The sequence below is a fragment of the Pontibacter sp. JAM-7 genome, from assembly GCF_048548695.2.
Classification (GTDB): Bacteria; Pseudomonadota; Gammaproteobacteria; order Pseudomonadales; family Balneatricaceae; genus Neptuniibacter.
In genome coordinates this window covers 117,521-133,995 of record NZ_JBLYIF020000007.1, presented here as the reverse complement: position 1 = coordinate 133,995, position 16,475 = coordinate 117,521, and the positions used below count along the sequence as shown (strand labels likewise).

Sequence of the window (16,475 nt, the reverse complement as noted above, 5' to 3'; positions counted from 1 at the left end):
TTAAGTCGCATTTACAGCGTAACTGTCCTAATTTTGATCATTTATCACCGTCTGAATGCTAATTTTTCAGCATTCAGACGGATTGGTCCTATGCCCTTAACATCTGATCAACACGCACGATGTTAGCCAGAGCAAACAACATCGCTAGCTTCCCATCATTCTTCTTTAGGCCGCGATAACAGGCTTTGGTAAAACCAAATTGACATTTGATGATCCTGAAAGGATGTTCCACCTTGGCTCGGATACTGGCTTTAAGGTACTCAGTTTTTAACTGAACCTTATTGATCCGTGGGTGCTTCTTTAATGCTTTGACCTTACTCGGAATCTCAGCAATATGCCAATCAGCCTTTACGTCTTCCAGCTCTTCGCGTTTCTCAGCACCACGATAGCCACTGTCAGCAAAAATAAACTTTTCCTCTCCATGTAAGAGGTGCTCGGCTTGATTGAGGTCGTGCTCATGCGCAGCAGTGGTTGTGAGGCTGTGTATCAGACCTGTCTTAGCATCAACGCCGATATGAGATTTCAGGCCGAAGTACCACTGATTCCCCTTTTGAGTCTGATGCATTTCAGGATCTCGCTTGCCGCTTTTATTCTTGATCGAACTGGGCGCTTCAATGATCGTTGCATCTAAAAGCGTTCCTTCATTGACCAAGATACCTGCTTCACTTAGCCAGCTACTGACATTCTCAAAAATCTGCCGGGCCAGATCATGCTTTTCCAATAGGTGACGGAAGTTCATGATGGTTGTGTGGTCCGGGATAGCGCCATCTAAAGATAGCCCAGCAAACAAACGCATCGGCGGCGTATCATACAGCGCATCTTCCATTGCTGGATCTCTCATACTGTACCACTGTTGCATGCAATGAATGCGTAACATGGTCTCTAGTGGATAAGGTCGACGACCGTTTCCAGCTTTAGGGTAATGTGGCTCGATCAGGTCAGACATCATGTACCAAGGAACTAGCGTATCCATTCGCTCAAGAAATAGCTCTTTGCGAGTTTTACGTCGTTTGTTTTGATATTCACTATCAGCGAAAGAGAGTTGGTGATCCATGGAAAGTCCTCTGCACATCAGAGCCCCTATTATCTCATGTTGAGGGACTTATTCGCATCTTCCCTTGATGGTTAGCGCTTGATCATTGGAGCAGGGCAATGAGTGTCGATAGCTATCTGGAGCTCTTTACTTCCCTTTTTGGCTGGACCTTCTACGGCATTCTGTGGGATGTGCTGGTCAGTACCGGTATCGTCTATCTCCCGTTTCTGGGCATTCTGATCGACAACTGGCGCGAACCGGCGCAGGGCGGTGAGGTTGGCCATGCCAGCGGCCTCTCACTGCGGCGCATGGAGATCGAGCTGTTCATTGCGCTGTTGGTAGTCGTGCTGGCCGGGCAACCCGCTGCCCTCACACCACTCAATGCCGGTACCTTGTCCTATTTGCCACCGCCGACCTTGCTGAACCCAACGCCAACAACCGCGACCGTAGCGGCCCCACAGAGCACCTATGGCACGACCGGCTTCACGGGTTCTGCCGCAACTGTCAATGTTCCCGTCTGGTGGTACGGCGTGATCGCCCTCAGCTCCGGCCTGAACCACGCCATTGTTGAAGGTCTACCTACCGTGGCAGATATGCGCACCTTCGAGCAACAAGCACACCTGGCCACCATTGCCGATCCGCGACTCAGGCAGGAGGTGAGCGGTTTCTTCAGCCAGTGCTATATCCCGGCCCGCTCCAAATACCAGGCTGAACGACCAAACACAGCGGCCATCAATGGCATTCTCACCACCTACGGTGCCGATGATCCCGACTGGATGGGCTCACACGTCTATCGGGATACCGCAGGCTATTACGACACCCTGCGCCCGACCAACCAAATTACTGGCTGGGCTTACAACGCGGCCAGGGATACGGAATACGATCCCGCGACACCGCCAGCCTGGGGTAAACCTTACTGCAAACAGTGGTGGGAGGATGGGGCCATCGGCTTGCGGGAGAAGCTGATCAACGAGGCGGATGCCACCTCGGCCGGCTTCTCCGGTCTGGTGGTCGCTATCGCACCGGCCCTGGCCAGCGAACAACAAAACGATGCCGTCGCCAAAACCGTTCTCACCAATGCGCCACCCTCCTGGTCGAGCAATGAACTGATCGCCAATAATGCCTCCGGCTCGGGTTTGTTCAATACCGCGGGAAATATTGTCAAAGGCGGCCTGGCGACCGGTGGTGTGGTCACCGCATCGGCCCTGTTTTCCGTCACCATGACCGCCGTGTTGCAGTCATTGCCCATGGTACAGGCCATTATGCTGCTGGGCATCTATGCCCTATTACCGCTGGTGGTGGTTTTGTCCCGCTACTCCATTGCCATGATGGTGGTCGGTGGCATGGCCATCTTCACCATCAAGTTCTGGACAGTGCTCTGGTACCTGGCCATGTGGGTGGATCAAAACCTGATTCTCTCCATGTACCCGGACGTCAATGTGTTCCTGCAGATCTTTGCCAACCCCGGCGAACACGACGCCAAGCGCATGCTGCTGAATATGATTACCACCAGCCTCTATCTGGGGCTGCCGTTGCTGTGGAGTGGGATGATGGCGTGGGCAGGGGTGAATATAGGGCGCTCTATCACTGCAGCTACTTCCCCGCTCGCAAGGCCTGCTGATGATGCAGGAAGGCAGGGCGGCAGTTTGGGTAAAATGGCCGTCTCAAAAGGGATGAAGAAGAAATAGGGAGCTGTTACAAGTCCTCCTCATACCAGCCATCTGGATCAGCTCCAGAGTCCATACGTCCGGTACGAAAATTGTGCTCCCCAAATCGGTCTGAGCCATCTCCTAAGGGACGGTCTTCGCTTTCGTCGTCATCAGCGCTGAATAAAATGCCCACAGCGGTTACGAGCAAAGCTGCACTGGCTCTGAGGATATTGGCAATGCGGTTGACAGTCTTCATCGGCAGACTCCACCTGCGGGTTACTCCAGCTCAGATTTAAGTATAGCGCCGTTGGACAAAAAAACTTAGCTCAGCCACTCAATCCTGACGGGGTGGGCCTCAAGTCAATATTTGCAGTTCTGGCGCTTAATGGAACAATCCGTTGATTGATCTATGTCAATCATCAAGGGCGTTATGTTTGAACTTTCGAGAGAATAAGGTATCTTTCCTAAGGTTAATATAACCATTTGCAGATTATGTGGCTTAGCAGATTCAGATTTTACATGGCGATCTTCGCGTTACTGGCTTTTACCAGCCAGTCGTTCGCTGTTGCGAAATTGCCCTACCACAAGATGAGTCACGAATCCGATGTTCCAGTAATGACGGGGGCAATGGATCATGGAAGCCATACCAAGGCAAACAATATCCAGATCAATAATGCCCTTACGGCTGATGCCGCTGATTGTTGCAGCCAGGATCACTGCTCTCAGCTGGATTGCATCTCTGCAAGCGTTGCGGTGGTGAGTACACTGTCGCCGTTTTCCGTCCAGTTTTCTCAAACCCTCAATACAGCGTATTCGGTTTCCTTCCTCTCCCAGGCAGCTTCCTCGCTGTTTCGCCCCCCCATTTCCCGCTGAAGTAGGGTTGGTACGCCTGAAATTCAGGCGTCTGACGACTCGATAAGCGGGAGATAAAAACTCCCATAACGTATGTTTAAAACGCGCCATCGCTACGAGCGCGTTCACTGCAACTCTTGATTGGGAGTCATCATGAAGCCGTTACATACCTATCTGCGCGTTCCGGCGCTGATCGTATTCCTGTTATTTCTCACCGCTTGTTCCGAAAGCGAAAATCACGCAACTAAAAGCGCAACGATTGCCACGTTGGATGTCTATAAAAGCCGCACCTGTCAATGCTGCCAGCAATGGGTTCACCATATGGAAGATGTTGGTTTTGACACAAAAACCCACCACCCGTCGGACTTGAATCGCATTAAAAATGACTATGGCATAGCACCTGAGTTCCAGTCCTGCCATACAGCAGTGACGAGTAACGGTTATGTGTTCGAAGGCCATATCCCTGCGCGCTTTGTTCAGCAGTTTCTGGAAAATCCTCCCGATGACGCCATCGGCCTTAGTGTGCCTGGCATGCCGGCAGGCAGCCCTGGTATGGAGATGGGTGACAGGTTTACGCCTTACAAGGTATGGCTGCTTAAAAAAGACGGTTCGGCTGACGTGTTTGCATCTGTGAATAGTCGCTATCAGCAATAGGACATATAACGATGAACATTCAATGGGTATTTTTATTGTTTTTGCTGGTGGGACTTCCTGTATTTGCGCAGAGCCCGGCTAATACGTTGAGTCTGAATGAGGCCATCGCCCATGCCATTGCCACGGATCCCTGGCTGAACGGTAGCCGGCATCGCGAAGACGCTTTGACCAGCGAATCAATTTCAGCATCGACGCTTCCAGACCCCAAGGTCAGCCTGATGGCGGCTAACTTTCCTACCGATAGCTTCGATATCAACCAGGAGCCTATGACGCAGCTCACTGTAGGTGTTAGTCAGATGTTTCCTCGCGGCGATAGTCTGGCGCTGTCCAGCCGTCAGAAACAGGAGTTGGCGGAACAGGAACCATTGCTCAGGCAGAATCGCCAGGCCAAGGTAGCGGCTACTGTCTCGCAGCTGTGGCTGGACGCATTCAGGGCCCAGGAGAGCATTCGATTGATTGAGCGGGATCGCTCGCTGTTTGAACATTTGGTGGATGCAACCAAAGCGAGCTATTCGTCGGCACTGGGACGTGCCCGCCAGCAGGATATTATCCGGGCCCAATTGGAGCTTACCCGGTTGGACGATCGTTTGACGGTGCTGCGGCAACAGTCGGAGTCAGCCCAACAGCGTTTATCCGAGTGGGTCGGCGGTCGCGCCCGTCTGCCGTTAGCGCAGCTTGTGCCCAGTCAGTACGGTGATGAGCCGACATCGGTGGGAGGTCAGCCGGATAGTGATCGTTGGCTCTATGAACAGGTCAATCGGCACCCACTCTTGCTGGCACTTGATCAGCGTATTGATGCCATGGAGACCGGGGTCGAATTAGCGCGCCAGAAATATAAACCTGAGTGGGGTCTTTCCGCCCAATACGGCTATAGGGACGATGATCCCATGGGTCGCGACCGCGCTGATTTGTTCTCTGTCGGTGTGACCTTTGACCTGCCGCTTTTCACCGGCAAGCGACAGGATAAAGACGTCAGTGCAGCCACTTCTCGGGCCGAGGCCTTGAAAACTGACAAGTTACTGATGGCGCGGCAGCTGATGGCGGAACTTGATACGGCCTTGGTCCAGCTACAGCGTCTGAATGATCGTCGCGCGCTCTACGCCGAGCAGTTATTGCCGCAAATGTCAGAGCAGGCCGAAGCTGCCCTGGCCGCCTACAACAACGACGACGGCGACTTTGCCGAAGCGGTGCGCGCCCGCATTGCTGAGTTAAATGCCAAGATCGACTTTTTAACGATCAGGATTGATCGGCTGAAGATGATTGCCGAGTTGAATTACCTCTTGTCCAAAAATGGTTCAGAACCGTTTCCCGCCACCAGCAGTGACCACGCGGAAGGATTAACCCCATGAAGATTCAATTGAATAAATCTTTTTTTATTACCGTTGCCTTGTTGATTGCGACAGCGACCCTTGCGCACTACTCGGCCCTATGGCGTATGAAAGAGACCACAGGCAGTGACGACGTAGCTGCCGAGAAAAAACCACTCTACTGGGTCGCGCCGATGGACCCCAATTATCAGCGCGATAATCCGGGTAAATCTCCTATGGGGATGGATCTGATACCAGTGTATGAAGACGCGGGCGGCGATCAGGAGATTGGCACTGTCACCATCTCTCCCGATGTGGTCAATAACCTTGGCGTACGTACAGCGTCTGCTACTCGGGGGCAGCTGGACGTCTCTGTCAATACCGTGGGCTATGTGCAATATGATGAAGACCGTCTTGTTCACATTCATCCACGGGTGGAGGGTTGGATTGAAAAACTCCATGTCAAAGCCGCCGGAGATCCGGTCACTCAGGGCGAACCGCTCTATGCCTTATATTCGCCTACCCTGGTCAATGCCCAGGAAGAACTGTTGCTGGCATTAAAGCGAAATAACCCAACACTAATCACTGCTGCCATGGAGCGGCTGTCGGCTTTACAGGTGCCGGAATCGGAGATCCACCGACTGAAAAAATCCGCAAAGGTCAGTCAGACCATCACCATCAAGGCCCCGCAATCCGGTGTATTGGACAATCTTATGGTCCGTGAAGGCATGTTTGTGAAACCCGGTATGGAAATGATGGCCATCGGGCAGCTGGAACATATCTGGGTCATTGGCGAAGTGTTCGAGCGTCAGGTCATGAGCGTACGGGAGGGCGATGCAGTGCGCATGCACCTCGATTATCTGCCAGGACGCACATGGTCTGGCACGGTTGACTATATCTACCCGTCTCTGAATACCCAGACTCGAACAGCTCGGGTGCGGGTACGATTCGACAACCCGGACGGCTACCTGCGACCGGGTATGTTTGCGCAAATGACGATAGCGACACAACCCGCTCGGGAGGCGTTGCTCATTCCCCGTGAAGCACTGATTCGCACGGGTAGTCAATCGCGGGTCGTGTTGGCTAAAGGTGACGGGCGCTTTAAATCCATCGCCGTCGAGGTGGGGCGGATTGGCGAGAACCGGGTGGAGATTCTGTCGGGGCTCAACGAGGGCGACCGGCTTGTGACCTCCGCGCAATTTTTGCTTGATTCCGAATCCAGCAAGACCTCGGATTTTCGTCGCATGAACCACAGCCCGGATGACGATACGCAGCCTGAAACACTGGCATCGGTATCGGTCGGCGCCCGCATTGAAGGCGTCATGGTCGAACACCGAATGCTCAAGCTGGCTCACGACCCCATCGATGTCTGGCAATGGCCGGCCATGACGATGGATTTCACTGTGGACCCTGCTGTGAATCTGGGTGGGCTTAAGCCCGGCATGAAGCTGCATGTGGAGATTCAACGGAACGGGGACAACCACTACGTTATCAGCCAGATCTATCGACTGGAACAGGTGTCCGAAGATGCGCCCAAGGAGGGTGACGGCCAATCCATGGACAACAGCCAGCATCAGGGTATGAGTCATGATGCGATGGATATGGATCAAGGCCAGCGCAACGGGGAGGACAAGCCATGATTGAAGGTATTATCCGCTGGTCTGTCCAAAACCGTTTTTTTGTGCTGCTGGCCACCCTGATTCTGGTGGGGATCGGCGGTTGGTCCCTGAAAAACACGCCGGTAGATGCCATTCCCGATTTGTCGGACGTGCAGGTGATTATCAAAACCAGTTATCCGGGGCAGGCGCCGCAGGTGGTGGAAGATCAGGTCACCTATCCACTGACCACCGCCATGTTATCGGTACCGGGTGCGGTTACCGTACGCGGCTACTCCTTTTTCGGCGACTCCTATGTCTACGTGATTTTTGATGAGGATACCGATGCTTACTGGGCGCGATCGCGGGTGCTGGAATACCTGTCGCAGGTGGCGCCGACTTTGCCGCCCAATGCCAGGCCGCAATTGGGGCCGGATGCCACCGGTGTGGGTTGGGTCTACCTCTACGCGCTGGTGGACCGCACCGGTCAGCACGATCTCAGCCAGCTGCGCAGCCTGCAGGACTGGTTCTTGAAATACGAGCTGCAAACGGTTCCCGGCGTGTCGGAAGTTTCCGCCCTGGGTGGCATGGTGAAGCAATATCAGGTCAGGGTTCACCCGGATAAGTTACGGGCCTTCAACATCCCGCTGTCCCATATCCAAATGGCGATCCAGAAGGGTAACCAGGAGGTCGGGGCGTCGGTGGTGGAAATGGCCGAAGCGGAATACATGGTGCGCGCGTCCGGCTACATCCAGGGGCGTGATGATCTGGCCAATATCCCTTTGGGCCTGAACGTGAACGGTACCCCCTTGCTGTTAAAGGATGTGGCCGACATCGAAATCGGGCCGCAGATGCGCCGGGGCATTGCCGAACTCAATGGCGAAGGTGAAACAGTAGGCGGTATCGTGGTCATGCGCTTTGGCGAGAATGCGCAAAAAACCATTGATGGCGTCAAAGCCAAGCTGGAGACACTCAAGGCCGGGTTGCCTGAGGGTGTGGAAATCGTGACGGTCTATGATCGTTCCGGCCTGATTGAGCGCGCCGTGGAAAACCTGTGGCACAAATTGCTGGAAGAGTTCATCGTCGTGGCCCTGGTGTGTGTCGTCTTCCTGTTTCATATCCGCTCCAGTCTGGTGGCCATTGTCAGTTTGCCAGTGGGTATTCTTGTCGCATTTATCGTCATGCATGCGCAAGGACTCAACGCCAATATCATGTCGTTGGGCGGGATTGCCATTGCCATCGGCGCCATGATCGACGGCGCCATCGTCATGATAGAGAACATGCACAAGCATATGGAGCGAACACCACTGACCAACGAAAATCGCTGGCAGGTAGTCGCGGAATCTGCCGCCGAGGTGGGGCCGGCGCTATTTTTCAGCCTGCTGATCATTACCGTGAGTTTCGTGCCGGTGTTTACCCTGGAGGCGCAGGAAGGCCGTATGTTCTCGCCGCTGGCCTTTACCAAAACCTATGCGATGGCCGCAAGCGCTGCATTAGCGGTAACGCTGGTGCCCGTGCTGATGGGCTATTTTATTCGTGGCAAAGTATTGCCCGAGCACAAAAATCCACTCAATCGCGCGTTGATTGGCGTGTATATGCCTGCGCTTAAAACTGTGCTCAATTACCCTAAAGCTACGCTCGTGTTAGCCCTGGTAATTACGGTTATCGGGTTTTGGCCAGTCAGCCAGATAGGTAGCGAATTTATTCCCCCCCTGGATGAGGGCGATTTGATGTATATGCCCACCACCTATCCTGGACTGTCCATAGGTAAAGCGCGCGAGATCCTGCAGCAGACCGACAAGTTGATTGCCACGGTACCCGAAGTGAAAAGCGTATTCGGCAAAATCGGTCGGGCAGAAACGGCCACTGACCCGGCGCCCCTGACCATGATTGAAACCTTTATCCAATTGAAACCGAGAGAGGAGTGGCGCGATGGCATGACCACCGAAACACTCAAAAAAGAAATGGATGCCCTGGTGAAGTTTCCTGGACTGACCAATGCCTGGGTGATGCCCATCAAAACCCGTATCGATATGCTGGCCACCGGTATTAAAACCCCGGTAGGCATCAAGGTGGCAGGCCCCGACCTCAAGGAAATCGAAAAGATCGGCAAGCGCCTGGAACAAGTACTCAAAGATGTACCGGGCACAGCCTCGGTTTATTCTGAACGGGTGGCCGGCGGTCGTTACATTAAAGTGGATATCCAGCGAGAAAAAGCCGCGCGCTATGGCCTCAATATCGCCGACGTACAGCAGGTGGTGGCCACCGCTATCGGCGGCATGAATGTAACCCAGACGATCGAGGGGCTGGAGCGTTACCCCGTCAATCTGCGTTATCCACAGGATTATCGTAATTCGCCAGAACAATTGGCTCTGTTGCCCATTGTAACAACCAGTGGCCAGCGCATTGCATTGGGGGATGTCGCTCGTGTTTTTGTTGAAGACGGCCCGCCTGCCATCAAGAGCGAGAATGCCCGCCTTAATGGCTGGACCTTTGTTGACATTGATGGCGTGGATATTGGCAGTTACGTAAAAAATGCCATGGCCGTGGTAGCCGATCAGGTCGAGCTACCCGCAGGCTACTCCCTGAACTGGTCGGGGCAGTACGAATACATGCTGAGAGCCAAAGAAAAACTCACCTATGTGGTGCCACTGACGTTGGCCATTATCATCGTGCTGCTCTATTTCAATTTTCGCAGCGTTGCCGAGGTCGCGATCATCATGGGGACTTTGCCGCTAGCCATGGTGGGCTCGATCTGGCTGATGTACTTGCTCGGCTACAACTTCTCCGTTGCGGTCGGCGTTGGGTTTATCGCACTGGCAGGCGTGGCAGTAGAAATCGGCGTCATCATGCTGGTGTACCTCAATCAGGCTTATCGCCAGTTGCTGGAAGAGTGTGAGCAGAAAGGTGTTGAACCGCGAAAGGAAACATTGCGCCACGCGGTGTTGCACGGTGCCGGCCTAAGGGTAAGACCCGTGATGATGACGGCGGCTGCGATTATCGTGGGGCTGTTACCCATTATGTACGGCACGGGTACCGGCTCGGAAGTTATGAGTCGGATTGCGGCGCCTATGGTTGGGGGAATGTTGAGCGCAGTCGTTTTGACCTTGCTGGTACTTCCTGCCATTTACCTGTTGTGGAGGCAAGGAACTTTGAGGGTTGAAAATGAAGCGACGGAATGAAGCCGCTGCTGGACTTCCTTCGACGCGGTTTTCATTCTATCCGGGAAGATTACATAAGCATTACCTAAATGTAATTCTAACGTCATCCGGGCGTCAGGATCACGGCCTTAGCATGGTCAACGGGCCAGTCTCGGTCAAAATTGTCAATGTCGGGGGGATATCGTGGTGAAGGAAATCGCCAGTGGAAATGCCTGGCCGGACTAAGTGCTGTACTACTTGATCCTTGTAGACATAAGCCGGTATGCCCGAGACAAAATGGCTTGACCTGTGCCATGGACACAGGTGTATAACCTCTACTATTACTCGGTGAAGAAGCTCGGTGTATCACCAAGGTTTAAGACTGGTGATTGACTCAGATCAAGATCCAAAACCCGAGTGGTGTTTAGGATGGTGTCTAACTACCTAGACCGGATCGAGAGGAGGGCGGTATGAAGGTAATTGAGGTTGCCAGGCTATTGGAGGTTACAGCAGACACGGTGCGGTTTTATACCCGGATCAAGATTTTGAATCCAACAAAAAGCAAGGCCAATGGTTACCGGGAATACAGTGATAAAGATGTTAATCGCTTACGGTTCGTGCTGAGTGCCCGACAGTTGGGATTTTCGGTAGAGGATATTCAGGAGATTCTCGCCCATGCGGACAAGAAAAAGTCTCCTTGCCCAACGGTGCGTCGCTTGATTGATCAGCGCCTGCATGAAACCGAGCGACAGCTCAGGGAAACATTGAAATTGCGGGATCGCATGCAACAGGCTGTGTTGGAGTGGAGTCAAAAGCCGGATAAGGCGCCAACGGGCCATATGCTTTGCCATCTGATCGAAGAATTCACTGCGGAGGATAGGTTATGAATACACACAAAACGCCAAGTGCGAATCTACACCGAGGTGGTTGTTGCTGCGTCGGCAAATCATCCGTTTCTGCTGAAGCCCGTGATATCCGCAGCGTTAGCGATACGTCTCTTCCTCTTCATCGTTTACAGGTTCAGGGTGCCAGCTGCGGTGGTTGCGTGAAAAGTATCGAACAGACGTTGAAATCCGTTGCAGGGGTTAGCGAAGTGTCGATGGACTTGGTAACGGGCATCGCTTCAGTCATTGGTGTGGTTGAACCAAAAAACCTTACCGATGCGTTGGATCGTGTGGGTTTTCCCGCAACGCTCATTCGCTAGTTGCTGTCAAGTAAACCAGGAGTATGGATATGAGTTCAACAAACACGGAATCTGGCAATCCATCCTGTCATGAAGGTACGGAAACTGGCCAGCATCACCACCATCATGTTCATGGCGGCAGCGCAGTAAGCCAGGAATTGATGATCGAAGGCGCTGGTTGTGCCAGCTGTGTGGGAAAAATCGAATCCGCCCTAAAAGCGATACCGGGTGTGGAAAACGCGGAAATGAATTTCGCTCAGCGAACCGTCAGCGTGTTGGGTTCGGCGCCTGCCGAGCAATTGATAAAAGCCGTTGAGGGCGCTGGTTATAACGCCAAAATCAGCCTTGCTGACAATGAAGACGATGCATTGGCGGAAAAAGAAAAAGCTGATTGGGCTTACTACAAACGACTGATGCGGGAAATGACCATCGCCCTCAGTCTGGGCGTGCCGCTGATGATTTACAGCATCGTAGTCGGCGAAATGACGGTAACAAGCACTGGTGAGCGCATTGCCTGGTTGGCTGTTGGATTACTGACGCTTGGGGTGATGGTGTTCTCCGGCAAACACTTTTATGTCGGTGCCTGGCAATCCTTTAAAAATCACTCGGCCAATATGGATACCTTGATTGCTTTAGGCACAGGTACGGCGTGGGTGTATTCGATGGTGGTGGTGTTTGTTCCTCACTTGGTGCCGGAAATGGCGCGCCATGTTTATTTCGAGGCGACCGCGATGATTATTGGTTTAATCGATCTCGGTCTTGCCCTGGAATTGAAAGCCCGCGGTCGTACCTCTGAGGCTATTAAGCGCCTGATTGGATTGCAGGCGAAAACGGCGCGGGTTATTCGCGATGACAAAGAACTGGATATCGCTATCGAACAGGTTCTACTGAACGATGTGGTCCGCGTGCGCCCAGGTGAAAAAATTCCCGTCGATGGTGAAGTGGTTGAAGGGCATACTGCGATTGACGAATCCATGCTCACCGGCGAGCCGATGCCGGTTGAAAAAGCCACTGGGGATACCGTGGCGGCGGGCACCATCAATAAGTCAGGCTCAATTCTGTTTAAAGCTACCCGCGTTGGTAAAGACACGGCGCTGGCGCAAATCATCAATATGGTCAAGCGCGCACAAAACTCCAAGCCGCCCATTGGTCGTTTGGCTGATGTCATCTCAGCGTATTTTGTTCCGGTGGTCATGATTATCGCTGTAGCGAGCGCCCTGACTTGGTTGAATTTTGGGCCGGAACCAGCGGTAGCTTTTGCGATTGTATCGGCGACCACCGTATTGATTATCGCCTGTCCCTGTGCGCTAGGTCTGGCCACGCCGATGTCGGTGATGGTGGGTGTGGGTAAGGCCGCAGAGGCGGGCGTGCTGATTCGTAACGGCGAGGCCCTGCAAACCGCGTCGAAGATATCGGCGATGATTCTGGATAAAACCGGCACCATCACCCTGGGCGCGCCGAAGGTTACCGATGTATTGGTGGCAGGTGAACATGACGAGCAGGCGGTGTTGCGATTGGCAGCAACGCTTGAATCAGGCTCCGAGCATCCTTTAGCGATGGCTATTGTTGAAAGTGCTCAGGAAAGGGGGATCGAAATGGGCAAGGTCTCCAATTTTAACGCCATTGCCGGCCATGGTGTGCAGGCTGACGTGGACGGAAAAACACTGTTGTTCGGCAATGAAAAGCTCATGCGCGAGCGCACTATCGAACTGGGTGATTTTGTTGAAAAGGCCCAGGCGCTGGCCGCCGAGGCTAAAACGCCGATGTATTTCGCCGTTGATAATAAGCTCGCAGCGATTATCGCAGTAGCCGATCCGATTAAGGAAGACTCCATCGCTGCCATCAAGCGCCTGCAACATAACGGTATACGGGTGGTGATGCTCACCGGCGATAACCGCGCCACAGCCAAAGCGGTGGCGGAAAAAGCCGGTATCAAGGAATTTTTCGCCGAAGTACTGCCGGAAGAAAAATCCAAAAAAGTGCAGGAACTGCAGATGGAAGGCGAAGTGGTGGGCATGACCGGGGACGGCATCAACGACGCGCCAGCCCTGGCCATCGCCAATGTCGGCTTCGCCATTGGCACAGGTACCGATGTGGCCATTGAAAGTGCCGACATCACCCTGATGCGGGGTTCGTTACATGGTTTGGCCGATGCCATTGCAGTGAGTAAAGCGACCTTGCGCAATATCAAACAGAATTTATTCGGCGCCTTTATTTACAACGTGGCCGGCGTACCTTTTGCGGCTGGCGTGTTGTACCCATTCTTGGGTTTGTTGTTGAACCCGGTGATTGCCGGGGCTGCGATGGCGTTTTCATCACTCACTGTTGTGACCAACGCCAATCGACTGCGTTTGTTTAAAGCGCAGGAACACTAAGTCCAACACCAGGAGAAATGCGACATGTTACTGATCAATATAGCCGGATTGGCGTTAATCGCTCTGATTGTGTGGTGGTTCTGGCTTTACAAGCCGAAAGAAGCCGAGCTGGGGGAAAGCGATTTGGTGATTACTGTTGAAAATGGCACCTATTCTCCTTCGCGGATTAAAGTGCCGACCGGAGAACCTGTCGAAATCAAATTTATCCGCAAAGATCAATCACCCTGTTCTGAGACTTTACTGATCCCCGAACTGCAAATCAGCGACACCCTGCCATTGAATAAATTGAAAACCATTCAGTTACCCGCGTTGGCAGCAGGTGAATACGCGTTTCATTGCCAGATGCAGATGTACCGTGGACTTATCACGGTGAAATAAGCAGGAGGAGCAAATGAACATCAATAAAGTTACGGCCATTTTTGATGAGTTTCGCCTGAAAGAGGTGGAAGAAACCTTGATACGACACGGAGTGAAGGGCTTTACCTTATACCCGGTTCGTGGCCGGGGCTATTACTTCGACAGTTTTAACGAAAACCACTTGATCAAGCATATTCAAATGGAGATTTATGCCAAGGCTGAGCAGGCGAGGGAAATTGCGCAGCTGATTGTGGATGCGGCGCATGTTAATGCCGATAGCGAAGGGCTGGTCTGCATTGTGCCGGTTAACGATCTGCTGTGGATACACGATAAACGCAGTGCAACAGACAACGATTTTCAATTACACAGGTGAGGTGTGACATGGCAACCAAAAAATCATCATTCTGGTTGACCCCCAAAGGCCTGGCCGCCCTGGGTTTAATTGCAGCGGCAAGCTATTTCCTATTGATCGAGCATCGGCAACACGTCTGGCAGTTTTTGCCTTTCTTGATTCTCTTAGCCTGTCCGTTTATGCATTTGTTTATGCACGGGGGGCATGGTGGACATGGCCAGCACGAGGATGAATCCGACAAGGCTGCCTATCAGCGTGGGCTGGAAGATGGTCGCAAAGAAAATGAGCATCATCACTAACAGAATATTAACAGGTGAAAAGCTATGCACGGTGAATCTGCTTACGGCCTCTGGACGCTGGTGATACTCAATTCGGCGATATTTATCTTCTTTGCCTTCAGCTTTACCAAGCCGCAAACCAAAACCGATTGGCGAAGCTTTGGCGCTTTCTCGGCGTTTATCATTGCACTGTTTACCGAGATGTATGGCTTTCCCTTAACCATTTATTTCCTCTCCGGTTGGTTGGCGGAAAAATATCCTGGCGTGGATTTTCTGTCCCACGAGAACGGCCATCTTCTGCATACCCTTTTCGGTTTTGAAGGCAACCCTCATTTTGATCCGCTGCATATCGCCAGTAATGTCCTGATCATTTTGGGCTTCTTCCTGCTTGCCTCAGCGTGGAATGTACTGCACAAGGCACAGCAGACCCGGTCGCTGGCGACCACCGGCTGGTACGCCCGCTGCCGTCACCCGCAGTACGTTGCTTTTATCCTGATTATGTTTGGCTTCCTGTTGCAGTGGCCGACGATCCTTACCGTAATCATGTTTCTGATATTGGTAGTGGTTTATGTGCGACTCGCTAAGCGTGAGGAGCGGATGGCACTGGATGAATTCGGTGATGAATATCGCCGCTATATGGAAGCCACGCCTGGCTGGATTCCGAAATTTAACGTCGATAAAACTGTTTCAACCTGATGAGGATAATTCGATGAAAAAACTAATCTCCACTGTGGTAATAGCCGCTGCGATTTCTTCGCCCGTCTTTGCGGAAAAAGGGCACGAACATGGCGACAGTAAAGACCAGCCGATGGGCGGAATGATGATGGACCATGAGCAAATGATGGCAATGCATGAGCACATGCAAAAGATGCACGACATGATGGCAAAAATCAAAACCGAAACCGATCCGGAAAAACGCCATCAATTAATGCAGGAACATATGCAAGCCATGCAGGATGGCATGCAGATGATGGGTGATGGCATGGGAATGGACATGAACAAAGGTGAGTCATCAAAAATGGACGGCATGGCGATGATGAAACGTATGGACATGATGGAAGAGCGAATGGGCATGATGCAGATGATGATGGGCCAAATGATGGATCATGAATCTGAGTCCAAAAAAACACCCGTCCATAAACACAAAAAGTAGATGGGTTGTTTGCTCAACTTGTCTGTTGGAGGAAAAATATTATGAGTGAGCATCGGCATGGTATCAATCCAGGTTTTTTAACCAGACATACCTTGAGCGTGTGCGGGATCAATGAAAGCAATGCCAAAGCGATTGTTGAGGAACTTGATGAACTGCCCTGTATGGATGGTGTGTGGCTGAACAAAAATGGCAACTTGCTCAAAATTGCCTACGACGCTTCTCACCACAATATCGATGAAATGATCGCCATTGTCGAAAAGCATGGTGCGGCAATAAAAGACAGCTGGTGGTCCCGAACCAGGCTGAGTTGGCAACGGCAGACCGATGAGAATATCGGGGATAACGCTAAACATGAGGCGCACTGCTGCAACAAGATGCCGCCTCATTAGATGAAAGAGAAAATGAGCAACAAAGAACATCGATTAGGTGTCTCGGAAATTAATCTGGTGAGGGGCCAATTGACGTTGGAACCTGTCGATATGACTAGCAGTCTGTTGAGAAATGCAGTTTTAAGCATCCTGTATACCTTGCAACGAATGCCCAGGAA

At 52.4% G+C, this 16,475-nt stretch carries 17 protein-coding genes; 15 read left to right on the top strand and 2 right to left on the bottom strand.

The annotated features are described in order from the left end of the window. Positions 1-88: 88 nt before the first annotated feature. Complete coding sequence (locus tag ACFVYJ_RS10990; protein ID WP_419414944.1) at positions 89-1,054, bottom strand: IS5 family transposase; 966 nt, start codon at positions 1,052-1,054, stop codon at positions 89-91. A 98-nt stretch (positions 1,055-1,152) separates the two neighbouring features. Here ACFVYJ_RS10990 and ACFVYJ_RS10985 point away from each other — a divergent pair, with 98 nt between their 5' ends. Next, complete coding sequence (locus tag ACFVYJ_RS10985) at positions 1,153-2,721, top strand: conjugal transfer protein TraG N-terminal domain-containing protein (protein WP_419414945.1); 1,569 nt, start codon at positions 1,153-1,155, stop codon at positions 2,719-2,721. A gap of 7 nt (positions 2,722-2,728) precedes the next feature. Here the strand turns inward: ACFVYJ_RS10985 and ACFVYJ_RS10980 are convergent, their stop codons facing one another. Next, positions 2,729-2,938 carry a hypothetical protein gene (locus ACFVYJ_RS10980; protein ID WP_419414946.1) on the bottom strand — a complete coding sequence of 70 codons (210 nt, stop codon included), beginning with the start codon at positions 2,936-2,938 and terminating at the stop codon, positions 2,729-2,731. 263 nt (positions 2,939-3,201) lie between these two features. Here ACFVYJ_RS10980 and ACFVYJ_RS10975 point away from each other — a divergent pair, with 263 nt between their 5' ends. The 14 genes from ACFVYJ_RS10975 (at position 3,202) to ACFVYJ_RS10910 (ending at position 16,317) form a co-directional block, all read left to right on the top strand. After that, the gene (locus tag ACFVYJ_RS10975; RefSeq protein WP_419414947.1) at positions 3,202-3,555 is read left to right on the top strand and encodes a hypothetical protein; all 354 of its coding nucleotides are present in this window, start codon (positions 3,202-3,204) and stop codon (positions 3,553-3,555) included. 132 nt (positions 3,556-3,687) lie between these two features. Next, entirely contained in the window at positions 3,688-4,188 is a 501-nt protein-coding gene (locus tag ACFVYJ_RS10970; RefSeq protein ID WP_419414948.1) for a DUF411 domain-containing protein, read from the top strand. 11 nt (positions 4,189-4,199) lie between these two features. Further along, the gene (locus tag ACFVYJ_RS10965) at positions 4,200-5,537 is read left to right on the top strand and encodes a TolC family protein (protein WP_419414949.1); all 1,338 of its coding nucleotides are present in this window, start codon (positions 4,200-4,202) and stop codon (positions 5,535-5,537) included. Next, positions 5,534-7,135 carry an efflux RND transporter periplasmic adaptor subunit gene (locus tag ACFVYJ_RS10960; protein ID WP_419414950.1) on the top strand — a complete coding sequence of 534 codons (1,602 nt, stop codon included), beginning with the start codon at positions 5,534-5,536 and terminating at the stop codon, positions 7,133-7,135. Before ACFVYJ_RS10965 ends, ACFVYJ_RS10960 begins: the two co-directional genes overlap by 4 nt. Then, positions 7,132-10,272: an efflux RND transporter permease subunit gene (locus tag ACFVYJ_RS10955; RefSeq protein WP_419414951.1), complete on the top strand. Its 3,141-nt coding sequence runs from the start codon at positions 7,132-7,134 to the stop codon at positions 10,270-10,272. Before ACFVYJ_RS10960 ends, ACFVYJ_RS10955 begins: the two co-directional genes overlap by 4 nt. A gap of 428 nt (positions 10,273-10,700) precedes the next feature. Beyond that, positions 10,701-11,117, top strand: coding sequence for a MerR family transcriptional regulator (locus tag ACFVYJ_RS10950; protein ID WP_419414952.1), 417 nt, complete (start codon positions 10,701-10,703; stop codon positions 11,115-11,117). Continuing rightward, a complete protein-coding gene (locus tag ACFVYJ_RS10945; RefSeq protein WP_419414953.1) occupies positions 11,114-11,434 on the top strand; it encodes a heavy-metal-associated domain-containing protein in 321 nt (106 codons plus the stop codon). The genes ACFVYJ_RS10950 and ACFVYJ_RS10945 overlap by 4 nt, the downstream gene beginning before the upstream one ends. Before the next feature lie 29 nt (positions 11,435-11,463). Then, positions 11,464-13,788 carry a heavy metal translocating P-type ATPase gene (locus ACFVYJ_RS10940; protein WP_419414954.1) on the top strand — a complete coding sequence of 775 codons (2,325 nt, stop codon included), beginning with the start codon at positions 11,464-11,466 and terminating at the stop codon, positions 13,786-13,788. Positions 13,789-13,812: 24 nt separating this feature from the next. Further along, positions 13,813-14,166 carry a cupredoxin domain-containing protein gene (locus tag ACFVYJ_RS10935; RefSeq protein WP_419414955.1) on the top strand — a complete coding sequence of 118 codons (354 nt, stop codon included), beginning with the start codon at positions 13,813-13,815 and terminating at the stop codon, positions 14,164-14,166. A 13-nt stretch (positions 14,167-14,179) separates the two neighbouring features. Next, positions 14,180-14,518 (top strand): P-II family nitrogen regulator, encoded by a 339-nt coding sequence (locus ACFVYJ_RS10930; RefSeq protein ID WP_419414956.1) that lies wholly within the window; start codon positions 14,180-14,182, stop codon positions 14,516-14,518. A gap of 8 nt (positions 14,519-14,526) precedes the next feature. Next, entirely contained in the window at positions 14,527-14,796 is a 270-nt protein-coding gene (locus ACFVYJ_RS10925; RefSeq protein ID WP_419414957.1) for a DUF2933 domain-containing protein, read from the top strand. A gap of 24 nt (positions 14,797-14,820) precedes the next feature. Next, positions 14,821-15,471, top strand: coding sequence for a methyltransferase family protein (locus tag ACFVYJ_RS10920; RefSeq protein ID WP_419414958.1), 651 nt, complete (start codon positions 14,821-14,823; stop codon positions 15,469-15,471). 13 nt (positions 15,472-15,484) lie between these two features. Next, positions 15,485-15,928 carry a hypothetical protein gene (locus ACFVYJ_RS10915; RefSeq protein ID WP_419414959.1) on the top strand — a complete coding sequence of 148 codons (444 nt, stop codon included), beginning with the start codon at positions 15,485-15,487 and terminating at the stop codon, positions 15,926-15,928. A gap of 41 nt (positions 15,929-15,969) precedes the next feature. Continuing rightward, positions 15,970-16,317 carry a hypothetical protein gene (locus tag ACFVYJ_RS10910; protein WP_419414960.1) on the top strand — a complete coding sequence of 116 codons (348 nt, stop codon included), beginning with the start codon at positions 15,970-15,972 and terminating at the stop codon, positions 16,315-16,317. Positions 16,318-16,475: the final 158 nt, after the last annotated feature.

What these genes read in the sequence shown, in the direction of transcription:
- ACFVYJ_RS10910 (WP_419414960.1), top strand. Translation starts at nt 15,970, where the DNA reads ATGAGTGAGCATCGGCATGGTATCAATCCAGGTTTTTTAACCAGACAT.
- ACFVYJ_RS10975 (WP_419414947.1), top strand. Translation starts at nt 3,202, where the DNA reads ATGGCGATCTTCGCGTTACTGGCTTTTACCAGCCAGTCGTTCGCTGTT.
- ACFVYJ_RS10985 (WP_419414945.1), top strand. Translation starts at nt 1,153, where the DNA reads ATGAGTGTCGATAGCTATCTGGAGCTCTTTACTTCCCTTTTTGGCTGG.
- ACFVYJ_RS10970 (WP_419414948.1), top strand. Translation starts at nt 3,688, where the DNA reads ATGAAGCCGTTACATACCTATCTGCGCGTTCCGGCGCTGATCGTATTC.
- ACFVYJ_RS10935 (WP_419414955.1), top strand. Translation starts at nt 13,813, where the DNA reads ATGTTACTGATCAATATAGCCGGATTGGCGTTAATCGCTCTGATTGTG.
- ACFVYJ_RS10940 (WP_419414954.1), top strand. Translation starts at nt 11,464, where the DNA reads ATGAGTTCAACAAACACGGAATCTGGCAATCCATCCTGTCATGAAGGT.
- ACFVYJ_RS10945 (WP_419414953.1), top strand. Translation starts at nt 11,114, where the DNA reads ATGAATACACACAAAACGCCAAGTGCGAATCTACACCGAGGTGGTTGT.
- ACFVYJ_RS10930 (WP_419414956.1), top strand. Translation starts at nt 14,180, where the DNA reads ATGAACATCAATAAAGTTACGGCCATTTTTGATGAGTTTCGCCTGAAA.
- ACFVYJ_RS10920 (WP_419414958.1), top strand. Translation starts at nt 14,821, where the DNA reads ATGCACGGTGAATCTGCTTACGGCCTCTGGACGCTGGTGATACTCAAT.
- ACFVYJ_RS10925 (WP_419414957.1), top strand. Translation starts at nt 14,527, where the DNA reads ATGGCAACCAAAAAATCATCATTCTGGTTGACCCCCAAAGGCCTGGCC.
- ACFVYJ_RS10950 (WP_419414952.1), top strand. Translation starts at nt 10,701, where the DNA reads ATGAAGGTAATTGAGGTTGCCAGGCTATTGGAGGTTACAGCAGACACG.
- ACFVYJ_RS10980 (WP_419414946.1), bottom strand. Translation starts at nt 2,938, where the DNA reads ATGAAGACTGTCAACCGCATTGCCAATATCCTCAGAGCCAGTGCAGCT.
- ACFVYJ_RS10960 (WP_419414950.1), top strand. Translation starts at nt 5,534, where the DNA reads ATGAAGATTCAATTGAATAAATCTTTTTTTATTACCGTTGCCTTGTTG.
- ACFVYJ_RS10915 (WP_419414959.1), top strand. Translation starts at nt 15,485, where the DNA reads ATGAAAAAACTAATCTCCACTGTGGTAATAGCCGCTGCGATTTCTTCG.
- ACFVYJ_RS10955 (WP_419414951.1), top strand. Translation starts at nt 7,132, where the DNA reads ATGATTGAAGGTATTATCCGCTGGTCTGTCCAAAACCGTTTTTTTGTG.
- ACFVYJ_RS10965 (WP_419414949.1), top strand. Translation starts at nt 4,200, where the DNA reads ATGAACATTCAATGGGTATTTTTATTGTTTTTGCTGGTGGGACTTCCT.
- ACFVYJ_RS10990 (WP_419414944.1), bottom strand. Translation starts at nt 1,054, where the DNA reads ATGGATCACCAACTCTCTTTCGCTGATAGTGAATATCAAAACAAACGA.